Source organism: Streptococcus gwangjuense, assembly GCF_003627155.1.
Taxonomy (GTDB): Bacteria; Bacillota; Bacilli; order Lactobacillales; family Streptococcaceae; genus Streptococcus; species Streptococcus gwangjuensis.
Map to the genome: position 1 here is coordinate 1,488,648 of NZ_CP032621.1, position 26,635 is coordinate 1,515,282.

The 26,635-nt window shown below is 39.9% G+C and carries 24 protein-coding genes, 2 pseudogenes and 1 riboswitch; of the genes and pseudogenes, 3 read left to right on the forward strand and 23 right to left on the reverse strand.

The genetic code is table 11. The features are described from left to right. Positions 1 to 21: 21 nt before the first annotated feature. Complete coding sequence (locus D7D53_RS07405; protein ID WP_120770597.1) at positions 22 to 1,257, reverse strand: hypothetical protein; 1,236 nt, start codon at positions 1,255 to 1,257, stop codon at positions 22 to 24. A 156-nt stretch (positions 1,258 to 1,413) separates the two neighbouring features. Next, positions 1,414 to 1,755 (reverse strand): helix-turn-helix domain-containing protein, encoded by a 342-nt coding sequence (locus tag D7D53_RS07410; RefSeq protein ID WP_120770598.1) that lies wholly within the window; start codon positions 1,753 to 1,755, stop codon positions 1,414 to 1,416. A 323-nt stretch (positions 1,756 to 2,078) separates the two neighbouring features. Here D7D53_RS07410 and D7D53_RS07415 point away from each other — a divergent pair. Beyond that, positions 2,079 to 2,313: pseudogene (locus tag D7D53_RS07415) on the forward strand (transposase); the annotation flags it as partial. A 249-nt stretch (positions 2,314 to 2,562) separates the two neighbouring features. Here D7D53_RS07415 and rpsI read toward each other — a convergent pair. The 13 genes and pseudogenes from rpsI to D7D53_RS07480 form a co-directional block, all read right to left on the reverse strand. Further along, positions 2,563 to 2,955: a 30S ribosomal protein S9 gene (gene rpsI, locus D7D53_RS07420; protein ID WP_000075964.1), complete on the reverse strand. Its 393-nt coding sequence runs from the start codon at positions 2,953 to 2,955 to the stop codon at positions 2,563 to 2,565. 18 nt (positions 2,956 to 2,973) lie between these two features. Beyond that, complete coding sequence (rplM, locus tag D7D53_RS07425; RefSeq protein WP_001044624.1) at positions 2,974 to 3,420, reverse strand: 50S ribosomal protein L13; 447 nt, start codon at positions 3,418 to 3,420, stop codon at positions 2,974 to 2,976. A 215-nt stretch (positions 3,421 to 3,635) separates the two neighbouring features. Then, positions 3,636 to 4,835, reverse strand: a complete 1,200-nt coding sequence (locus tag D7D53_RS07430) for an ABC transporter permease (protein WP_120770599.1) — start codon at positions 4,833 to 4,835, stop codon at positions 3,636 to 3,638. Then, positions 4,832 to 5,725 (reverse strand): ABC transporter ATP-binding protein, encoded by an 894-nt coding sequence (locus D7D53_RS07435; RefSeq protein WP_120770600.1) that lies wholly within the window; start codon positions 5,723 to 5,725, stop codon positions 4,832 to 4,834. Before D7D53_RS07435 ends, D7D53_RS07430 begins: the two co-directional genes overlap by 4 nt. A 235-nt stretch (positions 5,726 to 5,960) precedes the next feature. Further along, a complete protein-coding gene (gene pheT / locus D7D53_RS07440) occupies positions 5,961 to 8,366 on the reverse strand; it encodes a phenylalanine--tRNA ligase subunit beta (RefSeq protein ID WP_120770601.1) in 2,406 nt (801 codons plus the stop codon). Between the two features lie 76 nt (positions 8,367 to 8,442). Further along, positions 8,443 to 8,952, reverse strand: a complete 510-nt coding sequence (locus D7D53_RS07445) for a GNAT family N-acetyltransferase (RefSeq protein WP_094753033.1) — start codon at positions 8,950 to 8,952, stop codon at positions 8,443 to 8,445. After that, entirely contained in the window at positions 8,952 to 9,998 is a 1,047-nt protein-coding gene (gene pheS, locus D7D53_RS07450) for a phenylalanine--tRNA ligase subunit alpha (protein ID WP_000103743.1), read from the reverse strand. Before pheS ends, D7D53_RS07445 begins: the two co-directional genes overlap by 1 nt. A 270-nt stretch (positions 9,999 to 10,268) precedes the next feature. Then, complete coding sequence (locus D7D53_RS07455) at positions 10,269 to 10,718, reverse strand: GNAT family N-acetyltransferase (protein WP_162927918.1); 450 nt, start codon at positions 10,716 to 10,718, stop codon at positions 10,269 to 10,271. A 4-nt stretch (positions 10,719 to 10,722) separates the two neighbouring features. Beyond that, positions 10,723 to 11,142: a chromosome partitioning protein ParB gene (locus tag D7D53_RS07460; protein ID WP_120770603.1), complete on the reverse strand. Its 420-nt coding sequence runs from the start codon at positions 11,140 to 11,142 to the stop codon at positions 10,723 to 10,725. A 27-nt stretch (positions 11,143 to 11,169) separates the two neighbouring features. Continuing rightward, on the reverse strand, positions 11,170 to 11,820 hold the full coding sequence (locus tag D7D53_RS07465) for a phosphatase PAP2 family protein (RefSeq protein WP_120770604.1): 651 nt from the start codon (positions 11,818 to 11,820) through the stop codon (positions 11,170 to 11,172). Further along, positions 11,810 to 12,373 carry an ECF transporter S component gene (locus D7D53_RS07470; protein WP_000185823.1) on the reverse strand — a complete coding sequence of 188 codons (564 nt, stop codon included), beginning with the start codon at positions 12,371 to 12,373 and terminating at the stop codon, positions 11,810 to 11,812. Before D7D53_RS07470 ends, D7D53_RS07465 begins: the two co-directional genes overlap by 11 nt. Positions 12,374 to 12,536: 163 nt before the next feature. Then, a riboswitch (FMN riboswitch) is annotated at positions 12,537 to 12,771 on the reverse strand. Between the two features lie 59 nt (positions 12,772 to 12,830). Then, positions 12,831 to 13,334, reverse strand: coding sequence for a tRNA (cytidine(34)-2'-O)-methyltransferase (locus tag D7D53_RS07475; protein ID WP_000181388.1), 504 nt, complete (start codon positions 13,332 to 13,334; stop codon positions 12,831 to 12,833). Between the two features lie 192 nt (positions 13,335 to 13,526). Then, a pseudogene (locus D7D53_RS07480) lies at positions 13,527 to 14,012 on the reverse strand (energy-coupling factor transporter transmembrane component T family protein); the annotation flags it as partial. A gap of 119 nt (positions 14,013 to 14,131) precedes the next feature. Between D7D53_RS07480 and trkA the strand changes: the two are divergent. Together trkA and D7D53_RS07490 are read left to right on the forward strand one after the other, a co-directional pair. Beyond that, positions 14,132 to 15,481 carry a Trk system potassium transporter TrkA gene (trkA, locus tag D7D53_RS07485; protein ID WP_070482190.1) on the forward strand — a complete coding sequence of 450 codons (1,350 nt, stop codon included), beginning with the start codon at positions 14,132 to 14,134 and terminating at the stop codon, positions 15,479 to 15,481. Between the two features lie 3 nt (positions 15,482 to 15,484). After that, positions 15,485 to 16,924, forward strand: coding sequence for a TrkH family potassium uptake protein (locus tag D7D53_RS07490; protein WP_120770605.1), 1,440 nt, complete (start codon positions 15,485 to 15,487; stop codon positions 16,922 to 16,924). Between the two features lie 43 nt (positions 16,925 to 16,967). Here D7D53_RS07490 and D7D53_RS07495 read toward each other — a convergent pair whose 3' ends face one another. From D7D53_RS07495 to D7D53_RS07530, 8 genes are all read right to left on the reverse strand, one after another. Continuing rightward, positions 16,968 to 17,771 (reverse strand): ABC transporter ATP-binding protein, encoded by an 804-nt coding sequence (locus D7D53_RS07495; RefSeq protein WP_115259382.1) that lies wholly within the window; start codon positions 17,769 to 17,771, stop codon positions 16,968 to 16,970. 12 nt (positions 17,772 to 17,783) lie between these two features. Continuing rightward, the gene (locus D7D53_RS07500) at positions 17,784 to 18,677 is read right to left on the reverse strand and encodes an ABC transporter permease (RefSeq protein WP_120770606.1); all 894 of its coding nucleotides are present in this window, start codon (positions 18,675 to 18,677) and stop codon (positions 17,784 to 17,786) included. A gap of 11 nt (positions 18,678 to 18,688) precedes the next feature. Further along, positions 18,689 to 19,666: an ABC transporter substrate-binding protein gene (locus D7D53_RS07505; protein ID WP_120770607.1), complete on the reverse strand. Its 978-nt coding sequence runs from the start codon at positions 19,664 to 19,666 to the stop codon at positions 18,689 to 18,691. A gap of 452 nt (positions 19,667 to 20,118) precedes the next feature. Next, a complete protein-coding gene (locus tag D7D53_RS07510; RefSeq protein WP_001291285.1) occupies positions 20,119 to 21,045 on the reverse strand; it encodes an ATP-binding cassette domain-containing protein in 927 nt (308 codons plus the stop codon). Positions 21,046 to 21,055: 10 nt separating this feature from the next. Beyond that, positions 21,056 to 22,123, reverse strand: a complete 1,068-nt coding sequence (locus D7D53_RS07515; protein WP_000159550.1) for an ABC transporter ATP-binding protein — start codon at positions 22,121 to 22,123, stop codon at positions 21,056 to 21,058. An 8-nt stretch (positions 22,124 to 22,131) separates the two neighbouring features. Beyond that, positions 22,132 to 23,058, reverse strand: coding sequence for an oligopeptide ABC transporter permease OppC (gene oppC, locus D7D53_RS07520; protein WP_000103691.1), 927 nt, complete (start codon positions 23,056 to 23,058; stop codon positions 22,132 to 22,134). Further along, entirely contained in the window at positions 23,058 to 24,554 is a 1,497-nt protein-coding gene (locus D7D53_RS07525; protein WP_000759916.1) for an ABC transporter permease, read from the reverse strand. The genes oppC and D7D53_RS07525 overlap by 1 nt, the downstream gene beginning before the upstream one ends. A gap of 66 nt (positions 24,555 to 24,620) precedes the next feature. After that, positions 24,621 to 26,609, reverse strand: a complete 1,989-nt coding sequence (locus tag D7D53_RS07530) for a peptide ABC transporter substrate-binding protein (protein WP_120770608.1) — start codon at positions 26,607 to 26,609, stop codon at positions 24,621 to 24,623. Positions 26,610 to 26,635 lie beyond the last annotated feature (26 nt).

Consider the following 26,635-nt stretch of genomic DNA (forward strand, 5'->3'; position numbering starts at 1 on the left):
AGACAATTGTCTACCATTTTATTAACTATTAGCGTTTGTAGAGTGGCTTACCTCAGAATTATTATCCTGACTATTATTAATTTCTGGAGACCAACGTATAGACATAAAAATAACAAATGCCGGGGGCAACAGACTAAAGTATAAGAACCAATGAATGTTATGGAATGTGTATGCTACACAACCATAGATAAGGCAGGCTAAAATTATTTGAGAATAATTGACTTTGGACATCTTTCTAACGTTCACAGAAGTATTAGGCATTGATTTATATTTTTCGAATGTTGATTTAAACATTCCGAAATACATCATGGAAATAATCACTATCATAATCAATAAAAAAGCTGATGTAATTACCGCAATAACAAAAGTTAAATTAATAACGCCACACCAAATCAAGATAAGAAGAGAGGTGATTGAATACAAAGCTAAACCCAGTATGTTTGGAAGCAAAATCGCTAATATAAACTGAAGAATTATTTTTACTTTATCATTTAAATTATCTAGCATAGTAACGAATTTATCATAGATAGCAAAAAAATATTTATCAGTGTTTTCTCCTAAAGAAGTAACAATAAATTCATCTGTTTTTGATTTTCCAAACTTTAAGTTCACATATACCGTTTCAGCTTCCGGCTCATTAATATCTGATATTTTTTCTACAACTTGATTCTCTTTATAATTCCACATATTGAGAAGACCATTTAAAACAAATAGTCTTTGACTTTTTTTATGAATAGTATCTAGTGTAGCCACTTTTATCATCACCCAAATAACAGCAAACAAGACTACTATTGCTATAAAAATTATCAATGCATTTATGGCTTGATTAACATTTTCAGGGTTAGAAAGATATGTATTGATCGCCTTGACAATGCTATCCTGATTATTTTTTACATAATCGGTTACTAGTGAGTTTGTAGTAACAAAAGTTAGTATTCCAATTAATACATCTTTAATACCAAATTGGACATTTTCTTTATATGCCTTAAGCATTTCTATATAAGATTTAATGTCATTTTCAGAAATACCAACATCCTTCAATTCTTCTTTTAATGAATATAACAATTTATCAATCTCGTATATAGTTGTACTTTTTCTATTCAATAGATAGGCACTTGTTCTATACCACTTTGAGTAAATTAGATCAATTTTTTTATTAACTGGAGAATTACCGTATTTTCTAAATTTGTTTTTTGCAAAAGTATAATAGATAGAGAAAGCAGCAATTAAAATAAATATTGTTATTAACGATTCCAAAATATCCTTCTTTCCATTTATTATAGACAAATTTTTAAGAATTTTATATACATGTTATCATACTGTGAATAAAAAATCAAACAGCATTTTCAACCATCTTGGTTGTTTGATTATATAACACATTATCTGACCATCATTAAGCCTATTAGTTGTATTTTACTCTCCTTTATTAAAAGCCTTCTTCCGCTCCTTCATAAACTCAATCAACTCTTTTTTGAAAATTTCCTTTTCTTCGTCGGTCAGTCCTTTTGAGTTCATACGGAAAAGCAATTCAATATTGTCTAAATCATTTGATTTTTCTTCTGAATTTCCAACTAAATAGTCTATTGAAACACTCAATACTTGCGAAATTTTAACTAGATTTTCTTGGGTCGGTTTTTTCCTACCTCTCTCCCAATCTGCATAAGAAGATTGTCCTATTCCTAATCGCTTTGCTAGTTCGACTTGAGTTAGATTAGCTTGTTTTCGTAATTCCTTTAAACGTTCTGCAAACGCCATAGTTGTTCCTCTTCAAAATTTTTTAAAAAAGTTTCAAAAATCTCTTGAAAAATATCGCTTATAGCGATAAAATTTAGTTATAGCTGATAGCGATATTCAAAATTAAAATAATAATCCCTATCGATTGAGATCATTGACAATTAAATAAAAAGTGCATCTGACAACCAGATGACTAATCATCAGAACAACACATAAACTTCGTACCTTCATTGTAATTGTTTTGGAAAGAAAAGTCAAGTCCCTAAATGGTTGAAGTGAAGATATAAAACATTTGGTAACTTTGTTTAAAATCTGTACTATATACCATAAATTTATTATAACATACTTTTTTAAAACTAAGCAACTATATTATGAATAATGCAAGATTCCATAGAATGGGGTAAGCTAGAGCGCTTATGTGAATAATTTGGGCATAAACTTTTACCACTTCATCTCTACTCACCTGAGTACAATCCTATTGAGAAAACATGGGCTCATATCAAAAAGCACCTCAAAAAGGTATTACCACGTTACAATACTTTTTTTAAGGCTCTTTTGTCTTGTTCTTATTTCAATTGACTATAATTTCCCTAAAACAATAAGGTAAACTTTTAAAAAAACACCCCATAGTGTAAACCATGAAGTGTTTCGAAACGTTGATATAATAGCATTGATTAACGTTTTGAGGCAACTGACTTCGTCAGGTTGCAGCCACATTTGTAAGCGACTAAAGTCGCAACAACTGTGTCAATTGCACCAATTTAGTAAGAAAATACAAAAAAGAACACCCCGAAAGGTGCTCTCTGTAAGTATAGTAATTCTTTCGAATTAACGTTTTGAGAATTGTGATGCTTTACGAGCTTTCTTAAGACCTGGTTTCTTACGTTCAACTTTACGTGAGTCACGTGTAAGAAGTCCTGCGCGTTTCAATGAATCGCGGAAGTCTGGGTCTACTTGAAGAAGGGCACGAGCGATACCGTGACGGATAGCTCCTGATTGACCAGCGTATCCACCACCTACAACGTTAACGAAAACGTCGTATGAACCTGCAGTTGAAGTAACTGCGAATGGTTGGTTGATTACAAGACGAAGGTCAGCGTGTGGGATGTACTCTTCAACATCTTTTTTGTTAACAGTGATTTTACCAGTTCCTGGAACAAGGCGAACGCGTGCAACAGCGTTTTTACGACGTCCAGTACCTGCATATTGTGCTTGTGACATACTTTATTGTTCCTTTCCTTAGATAAGTCCTGAAATGTCAAGAACTTCTGGTTGTTGTGCAGCGTGAGTGTGCTCAGCTCCAACAAATACTTTCAACTTCATACCTTGAGCGCGTCCAAGTGTATTGTGTGGAAGCATACCTTTAACTGATTTCTCAATCAAACGTACTGCATTTTTAGAACGAAGTTCACCTGCAGAGATTTGTTTCAATCCACCTGGGTGGTTTGAGTGAGTGTAGTAGATTTTATCAGTTGCTTTTTTACCAGTCAATTTAACTTTTTCAGCATTGATAACAATCACAAAGTCACCTGTATCAGTGTGTGGTGTAAATGTTGGTTTGTTTTTTCCGCGAAGTACGCTAGCAACTACTGCAGAAAGACGTCCAAGTGGTACATCAGTTGCGTCAACTACGTACCATTTACGTTCAACTTGGCCTGGTTTAGCCATAAATGTTGTTTTGTTCATGATTTCTCCTATATATAGTTCGATTTTTGTTTACGATGATGGGTGTTCCTTCCCATCGAAAAGTATTTGGAAGGTTCCGGGGCCTTTCAAATGGGGTAAACAATACCGCCTACTATAATACCAAATTTCACCCCTAAAAGTCAATAGATATGAAAAATATTTTTCTGAATTCCACTCTTTTTATCTCTAAAAAACCTCGCTTTCGCGAGGCTCTTCTATTTATAAGATAAGGCACGTTTAAAGGTTTTCCAAGGACCTAAATCATCTGTTTGCAGAACGAGACTAGCATACATACGTCCGATAAAGACTGTTGCCGTTACTGCAAAAGCAATCGTAATAGCAAGCGAAATCCATGATTCTAACCCATTTGCATAACCATTAATAGCTCTAAACGGCATGAAGAAAGTCGAAATAAAGGGAATATATGAACCAATCTTCAAGATGAGATTGTCACCAGCTGCACCTAGAGCTGTCACTCCAAAAAAACCACCTATAATCAAAATCATCAAAGGCGACAAGGCTTTTCCTGCATCCTCAGGACGAGAAACCATAGAACCTAGGAAGGCTGCTAAAACAACGTACATAAAGAGGCTAACCAAGACAAACAATAAGGTGTTGAGCGAGAAAGCCTCTCCTATATGGTTTAAAATACCAGATTGTGCCAAGATTGGTAGGTCTTTAAAGAGAAGAATGGCAGCAAGTCCACCCACGACGTAAATGCCAATATGGGTCAAAATCACAAGAAGCAGAGCCAGCATGCGAGCGTAGAAATAATGACTAGCTCGGATACTAGAGAAGACCACCTCCATAATTTTGGTTCCTTTCTCACTAGCCACTTCCTGAGCAGTGACACTAGCATAGGTAATCAAAATCATATAAAGGAAGAAACCAAGCCCTGCGGCCGCAATGGTTTGAACAATTTTTTTGTTTTCCTTAGATTCATCAATCTTCTCAGTAAAATCAACGGTTTGACTCAGGCGTTTTTCCTGTTCTTGAGACAAATTAGCCGCCGAGCGATTGAGTTGACCTTGAAGCTCATTGAGTTTATTGGTCACTGCTAGCTTGATGCCTGTTTCAAGAGAAGTTTCACCATGGTAAACGGCTTTGATGACACTATCCTCTTGATCAATAGTTAGGTAACCCTTGATTTTCTCATCTTTGATAGCAGCTTGGGCACTGGCTTCATCCTTATAATCAAAGTTGATACCATTAGTACCCTTGAGCCCATCTTCCACAGATGGCACAGTTGTTACTACTGCTATCTTACTATTTTTGGCCATAGAAGAGCCTTGGAGATAGCCAATTCCTCCAGAGAGACCGATAAACAAGAATGGTGAAATCACCATAAAGAAGAAACTCCACGATTTGACATGTCGAAGATAGGTTTCCTTCATTACAACCCACATATTGCTCATACTTCCACCCCTGATTCTAGTTTAAAGATTTCATCAATTGTTGGCGCTTGCTGGTCAAAGGTTGTGATGTATTGCCCCTGAGTCAAGATTGGGAAGAGTTCCCTTCCAGCGCTCTCATCCTCTAAGATCAATTTCCAACTACCTTGTTTGGTCAAGCTCACCTGTTTGACATGAGGAAGGTTTTCCAATTCTTCCTTGCTTCGTTCACTTGAAACAAAGAGACGCGTTTTCCCGTATTGATTGCGGACATCCTGAACTGGCCCATGCAAGACCACACGACCATCTCGAATCATGAGAATATCGTCACAAAGCTCCTCGACGTTGGTCATGACATGGTCAGAAAAGATAATGGTTGCTCCGCGCTCTTTTTCCTGAAAAATAACTTGTTTGAGCAATTCTGTATTAACTGGGTCCAATCCACTGAAAGGCTCATCCAAGATAATCAAGTCTGGTTCATGAATCAGAGTAATAATGAGCTGAATCTTCTGCTGATTTCCTTTTGACAGACTCTTAATTTTATCTGTCAGCTTCCCTTTCACTTCCAACCTCTTCATCCATTGAGGAAGTTTTTCCCTGATTTCCTTAGCATCCATACCTTTTAGAGTCGCCAAATAGCGAACTTGTTCAAGGACTGTCAATTTAGGCATGAGACTGCGTTCTTCAGGCAGATAGCCAATCCGAGCATAGGTCTCTTGACGAATATCCTGACCATCTAGACTGATTTCTCCTTGGTATTCTAAAAACTTCAAAATACTGTGGAAAATCGTTGTTTTCCCAGCACCGTTTTTCCCTACTAATCCCAAAATACGACCTGGTCGTGCTTGAAAGTCAATACCAAACAAAACTTGCTTGGGTCCAAAACTTTTCTCTAGACTTCTTACTTCTAGCATCTTTCACCTCCGAAATGTCTTGCACTCATTATACTCCTTTTTGATAGCCTTTACAATGATTTCTGTCCATTTTTATCATCCTCATTTTAGTAAAAAATCTTAGGGTACTTTGAGTTATGAGTACATTATACAGTGCTAAATTCTAATTTATCTCTTCTGTTCCTCAACTGTCTATTTTTGATCCTGAATGGTTATTTGAAAAGCAAAAATCCACCCCAAAGGATGGATTGATACTTTAACGTACTTCTGCATTGACTTTTTCTTCAAGAGACGCTTGGATTTTTTCCATATAGCGTGCGACTTCTTCGTCCGTTAAGCTATCTTCTGGATTTTGGAAAGTCAAGCTATAAGCCATTGACTTCATACCAAGTCCCAATTTTTCGCCTGAGAAAACGTCAAAGAGTTTGATATCTGTCAAACGTTTCACGCCGGCAGCTTGGATAGCGTCCACAACTTCTTGGTGGGTCACTTCTGCCTTGAGAAGGAGTGCAACGTCACGGCTGACTGCTGGGAATTTGGTGATTTCCACAAATGGAGCAGCTGGTTGAAGGGCAGCTTCGATGGCTGAAAGGTTGAGCTCAGCTACATACGTTTCTGGAATATCGTAAGCCTTAGCAGTGACTGGATGCACTTGGCCAAGGAAACCAAGAACTTGGTCACCGAGTGAAATCATAGCTGTACGACCTGGATGAAGGCTAGCGATTTCAGATGTTGCTGTATAAGTTACTTGGAGTCCCAAACGAGCAAAGAGGGATTCAAGGATTCCCTTAGCATAGAAGAAATCAACTGGAACTGCTGCTGTTTGGAAATCTTTTTCAGCAACCAAGCCTGTCAAGGCAAAGGCAAAGCTGTTGATTTCATTTGGAAGTTCTTCTTTTGGATTACCTGTTTGTTCAAAGACTTTTCCAATCTCGTAAAGAGCCAAGTTTTTATTCTTACGAGCCACGTTGTAAGCAACTGTATCTAGGATACCAGAAATCATATTTTGACGGAGGACAGAACGGTCCACAGTCATGGGCCACATAAGTTCTGTAAGGTTACTTGGTTGAGCTGTAAACTCAACTGCTTTTTCAGGAGTTGTTAGAGCGTAGGTGATGATTTCTGTCAAACCTGCCCCTTCAGCAATCGTACGAACTTGACGGCGGAGTTTTTGTGTAGCTGTCAATTCACCAGCTGTACCATCATCTTTTGGAAGGCTGGTTGGCAAGCGATCATAACCATAAATACGAGCGATTTCTTCAAAGAGGTCTGCCTCGATTGTGATATCCCAACGACGACGTGGGACGCTGACTGTAAAGCTGTCTGCATTTCCAGAAAGACCAAAGCCAAGACGACGGAAGACGTCTTCTACATCAGCGTATGAAAGCTCTGTTCCAAGGACACGGTTAACATCAGCAAGAGTTGAAGAAACTTCCACATCAGAGGTATCAAGCTCACCCGCTGAAACGATGCCTTTACGCACAGTCGCACCTGCAAGCTCTGCAATCATGCTAGCTGCCGCATCAAGAGCTTCGTTAACAGTTGCCACATTGATCCCTTTTTCAAAGCGAGAAGACGATTCTGAACGAAGGTTAAGGCGACCGCTGGTCTTACGGATAGATTTGCCATTGAAAACAGCAGCTTCAAGGACGACACGACTAGATCTTTCAGAGATTTCTGTTGCTTGACCACCCATAACACCTGCAAGAGCAACTGGCTTGTCTGCGACAGTGATAACTAAGTCATTCACGTCCAAGTCACGTTCTTCACCATCCAAGGTCACCAATTTTTCACCGACGCGCGCTTCACGTACACGGATGTCGCTCCCTTCAAAGGTATCCAAGTCAAAGGCGTGCATTGGTTGACCAAAGTAGAGCAGAATATAGTTGGTCACGTCCACTACGTTATTGATTGGACGGATTCCTTCGTTCATGAGAAGGTTTTGCAACCATTGTGGACTTGGTGCGATAGTCACATTGTCCAAGATACGAGCTGCATAGTAAGGCGCCTTGTCTGTCTCAATGCCCACAGAAAGAGCATCTGTTGCAGCTTGGTCAGTTTCTGAAAGAGTAAATTCTTTAAAGTTGACTGCCTTATCATAGATAGCTGCCACTTCGTGAGCCACTCCACGCATAGAAAGGGCATCTGCACGGTTTGGTGTGATAGACAGTTCGATGATTTCATCATCCAAGTCTAGATATGAGAAGACTTCCTCACCTGGAACGGCATTTTCTGGCAAGATTTGGATGCCATCTGCGAATTCCTTAGGCACAACTGAGTCAGAAATACCCAATTCACCAAGTGAACAAATCATTCCAAGTGACTCCAAGCCACGGATTTTTCCTTTTTTGATTTTGTAGTTGTCAGCGATACGAGCTCCCGGAAGAGCCACCATAACCTTGATACCAGCACGCACATTCGGTGCACCACAAACGATTTGACGAGCTTCTTCCTCGCCAACGTTAACCTGACAAACATGAAGGTGAGTTTCTGGCACATCTTCGCAAGACAAGACCTCACCGACGACAATTTTTGAGAGACCGGCAGCCGGTGATTCCACACCTTCTACCTCGATCCCTGTAGTTGACATTTTTTCAGCCAACTCTTGTGATGGCACATCAATGTCCACCAATTCTTTTAACCATTTATAAGATACAAGCATAATTTAGTTTTCCAGAATGACAGTTGTCACTCTGGTTCTTTTCCTTTCCTATCATTTCAATAGAAGAATCATCTTCTTACCTTAATTTCTTTCTCAGTAACCAATCCGTATCTACTTTTTGACCAACCATAAAATGATGTTGGCTAAATTTTTCAAAACCATATCGATTATAAAATGCTTGAGCTTTTGTATTATGCTCCCAAACACCTAGCCAAGCCCAAGAAAAACTATTTTTTGTAGCAAGTTCAAGAGCGAATTCAAACAATTGCTTACCTAGTCCAAATCCTTGGAATTTTTGTAGCACATAGAGGCGTTGAATTTCAAAAGCATCCTCTAATTCTCTCTCAGTCTGAGCACTTCCCCAGTTGACTTTGAGAAAACCAGCTATCTCCTCTTCGCGCATAATGAAATAGGTTTCGGAGTCAGAATTTTCCAACTCAGTTGATAAAGTTTTCAGACTATAAGCCTCTTCAAAGTATTCCTGTAACTGCTCTTCCGTATTATCATGAGCAAATGTTTCACGAAAGGTTTGTTTGGCTATTTTAGCCAACACCTCAACATCTGCCATTTCTACTTTTCTAATCATTATTTAAACTGTTCTGAGAAGCGGACATCTCCTTGGTAGAATCCACGGATATCGTTGATTCCATAACGGAGCATAGCTACACGCTCTTGTCCAAGACCAAAGGCAAAGCCCGAGTAAACAGTCGCATCGATACCACTCATTTCAAGGACACGTGGGTGAACCATACCGGCACCCATAATTTCGATCCAACCTGTTTTCTTACATACGTTACAGCCTTCTCCACCACACTTGAAGCAAGAAACATCCACCTCAACAGATGGCTCTGTGAATGGGAAGTAAGATGGACGCAGACGGATTTGACGCTCTTCACCGAACATTTTTTGAACGATCAATTGAAGCGTTCCTTGAAGGTCAGCCATAGAAATATTTTTCCCAACAACCAAACCTTCGATTTGGTGGAACTGGTGACTGTGAGTCGCATCGTCTGTGTCACGACGGAACACACGCCCTGGCGAGATCATCTTCAAAGGACCTTTAGAAAAATCATGGGCATCCATGGCACGCGCTTGAACTGGAGACGTGTGGGTACGGAGCAAGATTTCTTCAGTAATATAGAAAGTATCCTGCATATCACGAGCTGGGTGGTCTTTTGGAAGGTTCATACGTTCAAAGTTATAGTAGTCTTGCTCCACTTCAAAACCATCCACGACTTGGTAACCCATTCCAATGAAAATATCTTCGATTTCTTCACTTGTTTGTGTAAGAACATGACGGTGACCAGTCGCAACAGGACGCCCTGGAAGTGTCACATCAATGCTCTCGCTAGCCAATTGAGCTGCAACTTTCTTTTCTTCCAAAAGCTTAGCTGTTTCTTCAAAGGCTGCTGTTAAGACATCACGAGCTTCATTGACGTGTTTCCCGATGATTGGACGCATCTCAGCAGAAACATCTTTCATCCCTTTGAGGATTTCAGTGAGCGAACCCTTTTTACCAAGGACAGAGACACGCAAGTCTTGCATCTCTTTTTCATTTTCAGCAGTAATCTGCTTCAAGCTAGCCAGCGTTTCTTCGCGAAGCGCTTTTAATTGTTCTTCAATAGTTGACATAATTCCTCCATCAGTCGCTCGTAGATAAAAAGAAAACCACATGCCAAAAACTCCACTCGGAGCGTTGACACGCGGTACCATCCGTTTTTATCTGACAAGTCAGACCTTCATTTCTAAATCCATGCGCAAGTGAATTCGCCCAGCTTTCATATGGAGAGCTTTCAGTCACGGCTCTCCTCCCTGATATACTTCCCTTGAGTTACTAGTCTTGCAGATTTCTATTCAATTACTACTTAGTTTATCAGATTTTTAGTTAAAAAACAAGTTAGATTAGACTAATTTCAATACAAAACTCGTTCCTTTTTCTGTTGCTCCATTTTCCACAAATCCAAGCGACTTGAAACAGCGCCTAGATACATGATTGTAAGTGTAGATTTCCTTGACTCTCAATTCTTTCCATCCTTTTATTCGAGCCAATTCAATCAAAGTACTTAGGATCTTTTTTCCAAGTCCTCGATGTTGGTAAGCGGGATTTCCAATCACAATGGGGAGATTGTCCTGAGATAGTGTAACATCCCCAATTGGAAACCATTCACCCTTCTCCTTGACTTCAATCCAAAAAAGCTCACCATGCTGATCCAAATAGGAATACATGGCTTCCAAAGTTTCTTGACTATAAGGAAGCTTCACCCCATCTACGAGGTAAACTAAGTCCACATTCTGATACCAAGCAAAAGCTTCATCACAATGATTGACCTTATAATAAGGAACCAGACGCAGTGAATTATCTATTTGTAGGGTCTGTTTCATCTGCTTTCCTTTTCAACAAAAGAGTTGCTGCTTGATTAAAACCATCACACCAGTTATACCATTTTGCTTCATACTCATCTTGAGCTAAGATATGATTTTTTAAATCCAGAACAGAGTAGATTTTTCTTTCTTCGCAGGCTTGCGCATAGAGATGATATAGTTCATCACCACCATCTCTATCCCACTCAGCAGAAATCGTATCCCGACCTGCCAATAAAGCCTGATAAGCCCTGTGATGCCCATCTGTAATCAACAAGTAATCTCCGAACGCAAGAATACTGATTGGAGCAACATGGATTATTTCTGCCGACTGATAAAGTGTCTGGATGCCTGCTAGTTTCTTTTCTGATAAGTATAGTTGAGTCGGATTGAGAGCTTTTATGTTGACTTTCATTTCCTTCTCCTCAAGAGAATTTGATATTCACTTCTGCTTGCCTTTAAATCGCCATTGGAAGCGGAGCTTGTCATAGAAGGGAAATTCGATAAACAAAACTCCCAAACCCACACAGAGACTGGCAAGAACGTCTGATGGATAATGAACTCCCAGATAGACCCTTGATACCAACACACTGACTAGGTAGAGGCCAAGGACGATTTGTACGATTTTTCTCCAGACTGGATTTTTCATCCGTTGACTGAGAATGACAATCAGAGAACCGACCATCAAGGTTACAGCCAGAGAATGGCCGCTTGGAAAGGAAAATCCCTTCTCCTCAACCAAGTGTAAAATAGCTGGTCGTGGGCGCTGGTAGATATTTTTAAAGGTAACGATTAAAAGAGCTGCCAAAGCCAGATTTCCCAGCATGAAGAAACTTTCTATCTTCCATCTCTTAAAATAAAAGATAAAGGCTGTAATGACAACCCAAGTAATAATCACTGGAATATCAATCAGACGTGTGATGGCCTTGAACAGAATAGTCAAGTAATCTGGCAAGTCTCCTCGAACGGCAGTCTGTATTGGTTGGTCAAAACCGACTAGCGTTTCAGGGTAAAATTTGACCATGTAGCCAAGAATAACGAAAAGTAAAAGGGCAAAACTGCCCTTCATTAAAAATGTTTGTTTATCTTTCATAATGTTTTAAGGTTGGTTTCAAAAGAACATACAACAACCAGAATGAAACGGAAAAGATGACACCCTCAATCAAGTTAAAAGGTAATACCATGGTCATTAGGTAGTTGGAAAGTCCCAAAATTTTTCCAATATCAAAGTTAGCAAACTTAGCGTACAAAGGAACAGCGTAAACATAGTTGAGAACCAACATAGCCACGGTTAAACCAATAGTTCCAGCTAGAGAGCCTAGTAGGAAACGAAGGGTTGTCCGTTCCTTTTTCCAAATCAAAGCAAAGACGATGACAAAAACTCCCAAAGCTACGATATTCATCGGCAAACCAATGTAAGTATTCACTCCTTGACTATTAAGAAGCAATTTCAAGAGTGAGCGAAGCAAGAGAATTCCTAGAGCAGCAGGCAAATCCATGACCACCAAGCCCACAAGGACTGGCAAGATACTAAATTCGATCTTGAGGAAGGACGCCGCTGGTAAAAGCGGAAAGTCAAAGTACATCAGCACAAATGAGATGGCTGATAAAATCGCAATGGTCGAAAGTCGACGTGTGTTTGTCATAACAGGTTCCTCCAATTTTCTATAAAATCAGAAGAAGTTAGAAAGGACTCCTCTATCTATTCTCACTTTTTATATCCCAAAAGTTCCCTCTCACTCTATCAAGGAAATTCAAGCAAGCGGTTACAGTTTAGCTATAAATCTATCAGAACAGACAAAGCTATTCTTTCGTCTTCTCCCATCCAGACTATACTGTCGGTTGTGGAATCTCACCACATCAGCTTGCGCTCGCGGACTTCTTTAAAGAGAAGGAAATAGAGATTTTTCTTTTAGACTAGGCGACAAGCTGTAGGCATAACTTCTGGTTAGGCAAAGCTTGTCAACAAAGTATAAAAGGAAAAGATCATTTCCTAGTTAAAGTCACCGCCGGTCGGGAATCACACCCTGCCCTGAAGACTCTTTTATCATAACAAAAAACGCTTGCAAGCGCAAGCATTTTGTTCATTTTCATTTTCATTTTTTATTTCAATTTATCCACTTCATAGGTGTGGACGAGCTCAAGACCTGCAAAGTTCTGCTGGCGGAGGGCCTCATAGACAATCATGCAGACGGTATTAGACACATTGAGACTGCGGACATGTTCATCATTCATAGGAATACGGAGAGCTTTCTCAGGATGTTCGCGCATAAAGTCCTCAGGCAAGCCCTTGTCTTCACGTCCAAATAGAAAATAATGGTCTTCATCAGTCGATAAATCCACCTCAGAATAGACTTTTTCCGCGAATTTAGAAATCAGATAGAGTTTGCCCTTCATCTGAGACATGAAATCCTCCAAACTCTCGTAAAAATAAATCTCTAGTTTATCCCAATAATCCAATCCAGCTCGCTTCATCTTGCGGTCATCAATAGGAAAGCCCATTGGCTTGATGATGTGGAGGGGAGAATTGGTCGCAGCGCAAGTACGCGCGATATTGCCTGTATTTTGTGGAATTTGTGGTTCAAATAATACAATGTGATTTGTCATGACTTGCTTCCTTTCACCATTGCAAAAAAATAGCCACACTGCCCGGAGTCAAGCTCAGCAAACAGCGTGGTTAAGGCATCGTTAACTTACCTCACAACAGGTTTGAAGTAAATCAGCGAAACTACTTTCTTAGTATAACACTTTCAGAATCATTGTCAATAGAAACGACTTGATTTTTTCAATTTTTTCAAGCTATTTCCAAGGGTTGTAAAATCGTCCCTGATTCTGCAAGATAAGTAGTAAACTAGCTACTAAAAACAAGGCTGCCAAGAACAAGGTAAGATAGTCTCCTTTTTTCAAAGCCTGATAACTATACCAAGTGCGTTTTTTCTCTTTCCCAAAGCGGCGAAGCTCCATGGCAGTCGCGATGGTATCAATGCGTTCTAACGAGCTAAAAATCAAGGGAGTAATAATGCGCAGATTGCCTTTGATTCGTTGCATAAGAGAAGCTTTCTTGGATAATTCCATCCCACGCGCTTCCTGAGACATCTTGATGGTAAAGAATTCTTCCTGCAAATCTGGAATATAACGCAAGGTCAGGCTGACTGAATAGGCAATCTTGTAAGGCACACCAATTTGATTTAAACTGGAAGCAAACTGACTAAGGTGGGTTGTCATCAAAAAGATAATAGCCAGAGGAATAGTGCAAAGGTACTTAATGGCCAGATTTAACAGGTATAGGGTATAGTTTTACCTTATAGCAAATTTCCTACTAAAAACTCTGGTTATAAGCTAGTAGGTGCATTTTTTATTGAAAAAAGGTATGATAGTTACATAATGAAGAAGTAGGTTTTATTATGAAAATTATCCTTGTCGGAGGGGGAAAAGTTGGTTTTGCCCTCTGCCGCTCCTTGGTTGCAGAAAAGCATGATGTTTTGCTGATTGAGCAAGACGAAGCTGTTCTCAATCATATTGTTAATCGCTTTGATATCATGGGTATCCTTGGTAACGGGGCCGATTTTACCATCCTTGAGCAAGCCAGTGTCCAGGATTGTGATATCTTTATCGCCCTGACCGAATACGATGAAGTGAATATGATTGCAGCCGTTCTCGCTAAGAAAATGGGAGCTAAAGAAACCATCGTTCGGGTGCGGAACCCTGAATATTCTAACTCTTATTTCAAGGAAAAGAATATTCTCGGTTTTTCTCTTATCGTTAATCCTGAGCTCTTGGCTGCCCGCGCTATCGCAAATATCATTGACTTTCCCAACGCCCTCTCTGTCGAACGTTTCTTTGGTGGACGCGTTAGCCTCATGGAATTCACTGTTAAATCCTCCAGTGGTCTTTGCCAAATGCCCATTTCTGATTTTCGGAAAAAATTTGGCAATGTCATTGTCTGTGCTATAGAAAGAGATCATCAAATTATCATTCCAAGCGGTGACATGACTGTACAGGATAAAGATAGAATCTTTGTCACTGGTAACCGTGTTGACATGATGCTCTTCCATAATTATTTCAAGTCTCGTGCCGTAAAGAGTCTTCTTATTGTTGGAGCTGGTAGAATTGCCTATTATCTACTAGGTATCCTCAAAGACAGTCGTATCGATACCAAGGTTATTGAAATCAATCCTGAAATCGCTAGCTTCTTTAGCGAGAAATTCCCAAACCTCTACATCGTTCAAGGAGATGGTACCGCAAAAGATATCCTGCTGGAAGAAAGTGCTCAAAACTATGATGCCGTTGCGACTCTAACAGGGGTCGATGAGGAAAATCTGATTACCTCTATGTTCCTTGACAGGGTAGGTGTACAAAAAAATATCACCAAGGTCAATCGTACCAGTCTCCTCGAGATTATCAATGCGCCTGATTTTTCAAGTATCATCACACCTAAAAGCATTGCTGTAGATACAATCATGCACTTTATTCGTGGTCGGGTTAATGCCCAGTATTCAGACCTTCAGGCCATGCACCATCTAGCAAATGGCCAAATCGAAACCCTGCAATTCCATATCAAGGAAGCTAATAAGATGACTGCCAAACCTCTTTCTCAACTCAAACTGAAAAAAGGGGTTCTGATAGCAGCTATCATTCGAAAGGGCAAGACTATTTTCCCTACTGGAGAGGATATGTTGGAAGTTGGAGACAAGCTCCTAGTAACAACTTTGTTGCCAAACATCACCAAGATTTATGACTTGATCGCGAGGTAAGAAATGAATAAAAGTATGATTCGTTATCTCCTTTCAAAGTTACTTTTGATTGAAGCTGTTCTCCTTTTGGTTCCTGTTGCGATTGCTATCTATTACCATGAATCGAGCCAAGTCTTTACAGCCCTCTTTACAACAATTGGGATTCTCGTATTACTAGGCGGTTCAGGAATTTTACAAAAGCCAAAAAATCAACGAATTTATGCCAAGGAGGGAGTCTTGATTGTAGCCCTCTGTTGGATCCTTTGGTCTTTCTTTGGCGGTCTCCCCTTTGTTTTTGCTGGGCAAATTCCCAGCGTTATCGATGCCTTTTTTGAAATCAGTTCGGGCTTTACAACTACCGGAGCAACTATTCTGAACGACGTTTCGGTTCTCAGTCGTTCCCTCCTCTTCTGGCGAAGTTTTACCCACTTGATTGGAGGGATGGGAGTGCTTGTTTTTGCACTTGCTATTATGGATAATGCCAAAAATAGCCACCTAGAAGTGATGAAGGCTGAGGTTCCTGGTCCTGTCTTTGGTAAGGTTGTATCCAAACTAAAAAACACTGCCCAGATTCTCTATCTCCTTTATCTAGCTCTCTTTTCCCTCTTTGTCATCCTCTATTATCTGGCTGGTATGCCCCTATTTGATAGTTTTGTCATCGCTATGGGTACTGCGGGTACAGGAGGCTTTACCGTCTATAACGACGGGATTGCTCACTATGGTAGCTCACTGATTACCTATCTGGTTAGTATCGGAGTTTTGGTTTTTGGGGTAAATTTCAACCTCTACTACTACCTCATACTCCGTCGCGTTAAAGCCTTCTTTGGAGATGAAGAACTTCGTGCTTATTTGGTCATCGTGCTGGTTTCTACAGGCTTGATTAGCCTTAATACTCTCTACCTCTACCCAGGCTTTTCCAAGAGCTTTGAAATGGCCTTCTTCCAGGTTTCCAATATCATTACAACGACTGGTTTTGGTTACGGAGATATTACCAACTGGCCCCTCTTCTCCCAGTTTATCCTTCTCTTCCTCATGGGAATCGGTGGTTCTGCTGGTTCAACCGCAGGTGGACTCAAGGTTATTCGAGGCCTTATCCTTTCAAAAATTGCCAAAAATCAAATTTTGTCAATCCTATCGCCCCACCGTGTTTTGACCCTCCATGTTAATAAAACGGTGATTGACAAGGATACCCAGCATAAGATTCTCAAGTACTTTGTCATCTATGCTATGATTTTGCTAGCGCTTATCTTTATTGTCAGCCTAGATAGCAATGATTTTCTGGTTGTGACCAGCGCTGTCTTTAGCTGTTTTAATAATATCGGGCCTATTCTAGGAACCACTTCTAGTTTCTCAATCTTTAGTCCTATCTCAAAAATTCTCCTCTCCTTTGCAATGATTGCAGGGCGCTTGGAGATTTATCCAATCCTACTTCTCTTTATGAAGAGAACTTGGTCTAAGAGATAAAATACAACCACACCTTGTACCTAACAAAGTGTGGTGTTTTTCTTTATCCCAAAACTAATTCATCACTAACTAGACTTTGGCCACTATTTTTCTGGAAGAGATGCATAAGGTCTTCAACTGTCAGATGCTTTTTCTCCTCTCCTTTGACATCTACCACTATCTTGCCTTGATAGAGCATAATGAGACGATTGCCGTACTCAATAGCATGGTTCATATCGTGGGTAATCATCAAAGTCGTCAACTGATGGTGTTCCACAATCTTTTGCGTCAAGTCCATCACCATTTGACTAGTTTTCGGATCAAGTGCCGCAGTGTGTTCATCCAACAACAAGAGCTTAGGTTTCACCAAGGCTGCCATGACTAGAGTCAAGGCCTGCCTTTGTCCTCCTGAAAGGTATTGAGTATCCACTTTCAAGCGTTTTTCAAGGCCAATATTCAACTCCTTCAAGGCCTCTTGGAACTGGATTCTATCCTTCTCCTTCACGCCCCAACCAAGCCCTCTCTTCTGCCCGCGTCTCAAGGCAATAGCCATATTCTCCTCAATCGTCAGACGAGAAGCTGTTCCCATCTTAGGATCTTGAAAAACACGGGCGATATCCTTGGCTCTCTTTCTTACACTCAGATTTTTAATGGATTTCCCTGCCAGTAGAAGGTCCCCTTCATCCACCGATAGATTGCCAGCCAAGATATTCATCAAAGTGGATTTCCCTGCTCCATTTCCACCAATCACAGAGATAAAATCTCCCTCTTCAACCTCTAAGTCTAATCCTTTGAGGACATGGTTCTCATTGACCGTCCCTGCTTCAAAGGTTTTATGAATATTTTCAAGTGTTAACAAACTTGCCATAACTTTCTCCTCCTATTCATTTCTCAATTTCAGACCACGAATCTTTAATCTCTTTTGCAATTCTGGTGCAAATAAAACTAAGGCGAGCAAGATTGCATTAAAGAGACGAACTAGATTTTGATCTAGATTTGGAATTTCATAGATATTTAAAATAATCAAACGATAAACAATAGCACCAATTCCGATGGATAACAAGCGGCCTCCAATGGTCAAGTCGTGTATCAAGACTTCCGCAATAATCACTGCACTCAAACCAACAACAATGGTTCCTGTCCCAGAAGTCACATCTGAAAATCCATCATTTTGGGCAAACAAGGAACCACATAGGGCAATCAAACCGTTTGAAATCATGTAACCAACAATCTTCATGGTGTCTACATTGACCCCATTGGCCTCACTCATCGGAATATTGTCCCCAGTCGAACGCAAGACAAGGCCAATCTCTGTTTTCATCAAAAGGGTCAAGACCAAACAAACAAGTAAGAGACAGGCTAAACTGAATGAGAAAACAGCTCCTTCATTTGTCAGTCCCAAGCTCGCCAACTGTTTAAAGACAGTTGAAGAATCTCCCAAGGAAAGATTGGGCACGCTTCCCATGATTTTAATATTGATGGAATAAAGCCCTGTCAAGGTCACAATCCCTGTCAAGAGAGCTGGAATTTTCATCTTGGTGTGAAGCATTCCTGATACAAGACCTGCTACCATACCTGCAAACAAAGCAAGTAAAGTCGCAATCCAAGGATTTGTCCCTGCCTGTATCTGAGATACGACGACAGCCGCCCCCAGTGGAAAGGCTCCTTCAGCAGTCATATCCGCAATATCCAAAATACGGAAAGTCAAGTAGACCCCAATAGCCATAATCGACCATAGCAAACCTTCTGATAAACTAGATAACACAAAATTCATCTTAAACCTCCTTATTCCTTGCCTTCTAACTTACTAATATCAATTCCCAATGCTTCTGCCATTTCTTGATTGGTATGCAATTCCAGTTTTCCAGGCAACTCAACTGCTATATTTTCTGGCTTCTCACCTTTTAAAACACGAACCAGCATTCGTGCTGTCTGCCGTCCCAATTCTTCATAATTGGTTCCGTAGTTATACAAGCCACCAACAGCAATCATTTCTGTGGAACCACCAAATACTGGAACCTTGTGTTTAATAGAAACCTGCTTGACTGTTTCCATGGTTGATGAAATGATATTGTCCGTTGGTACAAAAACCATATCCACCTCTGTCATCAAGCTTTCTGCTGCCGCCTTGACGTTGTTACTGTCCAAGATTGTTTTTTCAACAACGGTAAATCCTTTTTCTTCCAGAAGTCGTTTGGCTTCATCCTTTTGGACAACCGAATTTGGCTCACTCTGAGTATAGAGAATTCCAATTGTTTTAGCCTTTGGTAGGACTTTCTTTATTAAGTTAATTTGAGTTGAAATGGCATCTGATGACTGATCGCTTGTCCCAGTTACATTGCCCCCAGGATGTTCTCGTGTCTCAACCAACTTGGCGCTGATAGGGTCTGTTACAGCTGAAAAGACAACCGGTGTCGTTTGCGTTGTATTGGCCAAGCTCTGAGCAGAAGGCGTTGCGATGGCTAGAACGACATCACTGGATTCTGCTAGTTGCTGGGAAATGGTTTTTAGATTTCTCTGTTCTCCTTGTGCATTTTGCAAATCAATCTGAATATTTTTCCCCTCCACATAGCCTTGTTTAGCCAGCTCATCCACAAATCCTTCTCTAGTAGCATCTAGAGACTGGTGGGTAATAAATTGCGAAATACCGATACGAAACACATCTTTTTTCTTATCTGCCTTCAACTGATGCAAACTAATCAGAGAGGTCAAGAGAATCCCCACTACCAAGAGGGGGGCTAGTAATTTTCGAACAACTTTCATAATGAAACTCCTTCTCAGAAAAGATAAAACAAAAAACCGCCTAGATAATACCTAAACGGATGCCTGAAATAATCTAACAAGTTACAACTTAGCTAGTCCATTTAGATATTCATCTATATGGACCACAATCAAAAATCTTAGCCACATAGATACAAACAAATTGCTTGAACTGTTTGCATCCATGGTGACATGTCTACAAACACTATCTAAAGTAGCTAAAGTAAAAGTTTTGAGTCATCGTTACAGCTTGTCTCTTATTCATTTCTTTTTCTGCTTTCTTTTTTGATGTTTCCTATCTTACCACCTTTTTCATTAGCTGTCAAGAATATTTCAGAATTTTTTAAAATTTTTCGAAAATTCTTTCAGGATACTTTCAAAGCCTTCCAAATCAATCCAACAAAAAAAGGTTTATAATTTCCATAAAAGTTGACATGGAAATTATAAAACCATTATTAGTTTAACCCTTGTTGATAACGCGCTAATTCGGCTTGGTTAGCCCAAACATAGTGACCTGGACGGATTTCTACCATAGATGGCTTATCTGTCTCATAATCATGTTGATCTGGATCATATACTTTCAAGACCTTCTTGCGTTCCAAGATTGGATCTGGGATAGGTACCGCTGAAAGCAAAGCCTGAGTATATGGATGAATTGGATTGTTAAACAATTCTTCTGTTTCTGCAACCTCTACAATAACACCCTTGTAAATAACCGCGATACGATCTGAAATAAAACGAACAACCGACAAGTCATGGGCGATAAAGAGATAGGTCAAGCCAAGTTCTTTTTGGAATTTTTTGAGCAAGTTTAAGACTTGAGCACGAACAGAAACGTCCAAGGCTGAAATGGGCTCATCCGCAATAACAAAGTCTGGTTGCATAACCAAGGCACGGGCAATACCGATACGTTGACGTTGACCACCTGAGAATTCATGAGGGTAACGAGTCAAGTGCTCAGCAAGAAGACCTACTTCACGGATAATATTTTGAACTTTCTCTTTACGTTCTTCTTCATCCTTGAACAGATGATGATTGTAAAGACCTTCAGAAATAATATAATCAACAGTCGCACGTTCATTCAAACTTGCGGCAGGGTCTTGGAAAATCATCTGGATACGACGAATCAATTCCGCAGCTTGTTCACGCGATTTCTTACCATTAATCTTTTGACCATCAAAAATGATATCTCCATTACTTGTATCATTTAGACCGATGATGGCACGACCAATAGTTGTTTTCCCACTACCTGACTCACCAACAAGCGAGAATGTTTCTCCCTTGTTGATAAAGAAGTTAGCATTTTTAACCGCGACAAACTTCTTACTTCCTTCACCGAAGGAAATTTCTAAATCTTTGATTTCTACTAATTTTTCAGACATTTCCTTCCTCCTAGTCAGCCAGATGGGCAAATCCCATTTTTTCACGAATCTTATCATGGAGATTTGCAATCACAGCTGGTTTTTCTACTTTTGGAGCATCCTCATGAAGTAGCCAAGTTTTAGCCCAATGTGTCTCTGATACTGAGAATTGAGGAGCTTTTTGTTCAAAGTCAATCTGCATTGCATAGTCAGAACGCAAGGCAAAGGCATCCCCTTTCAAGTCAGTATAAAGTGACGGAGGTGTTCCTGGGATTGAGTAAAGATCCCCTTTATCATCAGCAAGCTGAGGCAAGCTAGACAAGAGACTCCATGTATATGGATGGCGAGGGTCATAGAAGACTTCCTCAACAGTTCCATACTCAACAATTTCTCCTGCATACATAACCGCTACCTTATCCGCAATACTTGCCACCACACCAAGGTCGTGGGTGATAAAGATTGTTGTGAAATGGTACTCGTTTTGTAAAGATTTTAGCAAATCAATAATCTGTGCTTGGATGGTTACATCCAAGGCAGTCGTTGGCTCATCACAGATCAAGACATCAGGTCGGCAGGCAAGGGCAATAGCAATAACGATACGTTGACGCATCCCTCCAGAATATTGGAATGGGTATTCATCAAAACGTCTATCTGCGTCTGGAATCCCAACCTTATTCATGTAGTCAATGGCCAATTCTTTCGCTTCTTTAGCTGTTTTTCCTTGGTGTTTTACAATAACTTCTGTAATCTGACTACCAATTGTTTTAATTGGGTCCAAACTAGTCATTGGATCTTGGAAGATAGTCGCAATCTTAGCACCACGAATTTGTTCCCAATCCTTGTGAGAAGATAAAGCTGTCAAATCTTGACCACGGTAGTCAATACTTCCTTGGGCAATGCGACCATTTTCTTCAAGCATACCTGTGAAAGTCTTTGTCAAAACAGATTTCCCTGATCCTGACTCACCTACCAAGGCTAATACTTCTCCTTCAACTAGTTCAAGGGAAACGCCGCGAATGGCTGTCAATACTTTGTCACGAACGTCAAATTCCACGACAATATCGCGAGCAGTCAAAATTACATTTTTTTCTTTTGTCATTTCTACTCCTATCTATGTGTACGTGGATCACTAGCATCCGCTAAGTTTTGACCAACTACGAAAAGGGATAAGGATACCAAGACAAGAGTTGTCAATGGAATCCAGAACAAGTAAGCATTGGTTGTTACGTTTTGTGAATAATCTGAAATCAAACGACCCAAACTTGGCACTGTAATCGGTAATCCAAGACCGAAGAATGACAAGAAGGCTTCGTATGAGATAAAGCTTGGAAGCATTTGAGTCATGGTTGTCACAATAACAGATACCAATTGTGGCATGATGTTTTTGGCAACAATCTTCAAGGTTGGTGTTCCCAAGGTACGTGACGCCAAATTGTATTCCAAATCACGATAACGCAAGATTTGCACACGGATCATGAAGGCAATTCCAATCCATGTTGTCACACTCATGGCGAAAATCAGATTCCAGAATCCAGCTCCGATTGAGTAAGTCAAGACAATGACAATCAAAAGAGATGGAATGTTTGAGATGACGTTATAAACTTCCATCATCACACGGTCAACTGATTTTGAAATTCCCCAAATACCACCGACAAAGACACCGATAACCAAGTTAATCACTGTCGCAATCACAGAAATGAGGATAGAGTTACGAGCTCCGAACCAAACACCGTCAAAGAGCGATTTACCGTTACTGTCAGTACCGAACCAATGCTCCGCATTTGGTTTGATATAACGAGCACTAAAGTCATTTACCTTGCTGACATCATTGAAATCAAACTTAGAAAACATTGGGTAGATGAAACTCATCAAAATGATAGCTACCAAGATTCCCAACATGACTACCGTTGATTTCTTCTTCATAAATTGTCTAAACACTGAACCCCAGTATGAATAAGCTGGCGCATCAATGGCTTCAGAGGCAAAATCGTCACGTTTTACAAACTGAAATTTTTCTTTATCGATTGTAGACATTATTTGCCTCCTTTCTCAGTCAATTTAATACGTGGGTCGATAATCGTCATCCAAATATCTCCCAAAAGAAGTGAGAAGATAGAAATACATGTAAAGATGAAGACAAGACCTACGACCATAGAGTTATTAGATGCTTTTACAGAGTCAATCAACATTTTACCCATACCTGGGAAGGCGAAGACTGTTTCAGTAAGGGTTGCACCACCGATAACCCCGATAACAGCACCAGGAATCCCTGAAACCAGCGGAACCATGGCATTTTTAAAGATGTGTTTGTTTGAAATTTCTTTTTCAGACAAACCTTTTGCACGAGCAAAACGTACAAAGTCTTGTGATTGCAAGTCAATCATATAACGACGAATCCAAATAGCTGTACCAGGAGCACCCAACAAACCAAGGATAACTGCTGGTAAAACATACGAACGCCAATCTCCAGCACCCAAGATAGGGAATGAATCTGGCAAGCCGATTGAAGAACCAGCTAAACGAACGATATAAACCAAGGCAATTGTTGGAAGAGCCATCAAGAAGGTCAAAGCCCCTGTTGAGAAACTATCAATCCATGTGTTCTTGAAGCGAGCCATAGCTGAACCAAGTGGCACAGCAATCGCATAAGAAATCACCAAACCGATCAATCCAACGACAGCAGAGCTGGCAATCATAGAAGGATATTGGTAGTTGCTTTCAGTTGCAGTATATGGATCATCTTTCCCATAGTTAGCTACTTCACGAGAGTCAGCCTGACTAGGTGATTTGTAGGTTCTTGAGTAAATATTTACAGAAGAAGTTTTCTTACCTGTTGGGAACTGAACTTGAGATGTTTTTGTTTGCCCTTGTCCTTGAGTAATAACCTGTAAAACAGGACTATTAGCATAGGTTGGATAAGAGTCACCTAAATTAATGTTCACAAAGTTTTGATGCACAAATGGGAACTGACTGTTGAAGTACAAGAGATATTTGTGTTTTGTTCCTGAACCGACCAAGGACCATCCGATAGCTGGATCGTTTTCGAAACGAAGGTAACGTTTCAAGTCTGGATTTTCAGGGTCTTGAATTTTATTTGTATGATCAATGTCAATCAAGTTAGCATAGAATTTGAAAACACGTTCAAAAATTGGGATTTCACGAGTAGCATAGAATTGGCCACTTTCAGTAAATTCTCCCAAGGTCCAACCATGACCGATTTGTTTAATGTATTTTTCATAGATGGCCTTGTTGGTGTCATTTGCTTCAACAGTTACAGAGGCATCCATCTGACTAGCTTTCTCTTGCAACTCTTTGGTATCGTAGTACTCGATATAACCCATACGCTCATAAACAGTATTCTCATAGTTATCACGTTTATCAGCAGTTGTCGCAATCTTGTTATAGTTGGTATCCTGTTTGAAAATCAATTTTCGAGGAACCATTGTATAGATAATCGTGTAAGTCAAGGTTGTTACTAAGAAGATAGAAACCAATGACCGCAAAACACGCATAAAAATATATTTTTTCATATCATTTCCTTTAAAAATCCCAAAAGAACCTTCTCCTCATGGAGAGAAAGTTCTATTGAAAATTATTTACTTCACATGACTTGCCAATTCTTTTTGAGCTTTCTCGTTTGACTCAGTCTTTTCTTTCAACCATTTTTCACGAGCTTTTTCATACTCTTCTTTGGTGATTGCTTTTTCACCAACTTCAGTGTACTTCAAGTATCCTGAATTTTCACCTTTAAGGCCGGCTACTGAATATGAAGAGCTAAATGGTAGAACTTTTGAAACATATGAAACGGCTGTTTCTTTAGGAGAAGCCATTACTGGAATTGTCAAAGCATTATCAGTCAACCAAGCTTGTGCCACCGCGTATTTTTCATAACGTTTTTGAACATCTTGGTTTTCGCTGTTTGCGTCATCAAGTAATTTTCCATAGTCAGCTAAACCAAGTTTGCTTACTACTGATGCATCTGTGTTTTGGTCAATACCAAGGTAGAGACGAGTGCTTCCTCCCTTAAGGACGAATTGATCCAAGAAAGTAGAAGGATCTTGATAGTCAGGGTTCCATCCTAGCAAGGTATGGATATCCCAGTCTTGTTCTTTAGCTGTTGGAGCGCTAAATGAAATTGGTAAAGCTTCTGCTTGAGTCATTTGTTGTAAGTCTACAACAACATTATCTGAACCCAATACTTTTTCAATTGATTGTTTCAATGATTGAACACGGTTTACAACCGCTGTTGATTCTTGGATAACCAAGGCATCCAAGTGGATTGGAAATTCAACACCTTCAGCTTGTAGGCTTGATTTAGCTTTAGCAAAGGCCTCCTTCGCTTTTTCTTCATTGTAAAGGCCATTTTGAGAATCAGCTAGAGACACGTTTGACCAAGTAGAAGAATTTGTCTTAGCCAAGCTTTCTTGTACCAACTCACCAAATGTTTTCTTACCAACTTGAAGATTATAAGGTGCAAACGTATTACGGATGGCTACTGCAGCTCCATCAGTACCATTTGTTTGAGCTGAATAAGAAGCACGATCGACAGCAAAGTTCAAGGCTTGACGGAATTCCTTGTTTAGCAATGCTTTCTGAGTAGATGTCTTTTGGGCATCACTTGTTTTGGCAGTGTGATTATAGGTTGTACGGCCATAGTTCAAGCTGACAGTTGCAACACCCGCTCCTGGTTCATTAAAGTAAATGTTATCTTTGAAGTCAGCTGCATATTTTTCATATGTAGAACTTGTAGGGAAGATACGCGCCTTGCTATATTGACCATCAGCAAAACCTTTGGCAATGACATCTTGGTCCTTACCATCCCAGAAAGTGAACTTAACGTTCTCAATTTTTACATTTTCTTTGTCCCAGTAAGCATCATTTTTAGCCATCTCGATAGACGATTTTGGAGTTACAGATTTTAAGACAAATGGACCGTTATAAAGAATAGAGTTAGCATCTGTTGGGGCACCAAAACCTTCCCCTTTTGAAGTTAAGAATTCTTCATTAACCGGCATCAAAACACCACTAGTGGTCTTGTCATTCCAGAAAGTTTCTGGCTGGTTCAAGGTATATTCTAGTGTTTGATCATCAAGCGCTTTTACTCCAACGGTTGAAAAATCGCTTGTTTCACCCTTGATATAGGCTTCTAATCCCTTAATAGAAGAGCTAACGATTGAAAGTCCTTTTGATTTTCCATCTACGGCGTGTTTCAAACCAGTAACAAAGTCTTTAGCAGTTACAGGAGCGTATTCTTCTCCCTCTGCTGTAACCCATTTAGCATCCTTACGGATTTTATAGGTATAAGTCAAACCATCTTTTGAAACTGTCCATGATTCAGCAATAGAAGGAACCAGGTTACCATATTTATCATTAGCCAACAAACCATCTACAGCATTTGTTGTGACGAATGATGTTGAATCGATATTGCTGACGATATAATCCAAAGTTTCTGGATCTGTTTGATAAACATATTGGTAATCTTTTGCTAGTTTAGCATTATTTGAACTAGTGTTTGAACACGCAGCTAGAACTCCTGACGCTAATAAGGTAGCTCCCGCTACAGCAAGCACTTGACTTTTTTTCATTTATTTACTCCTCTTATAAATAAAGT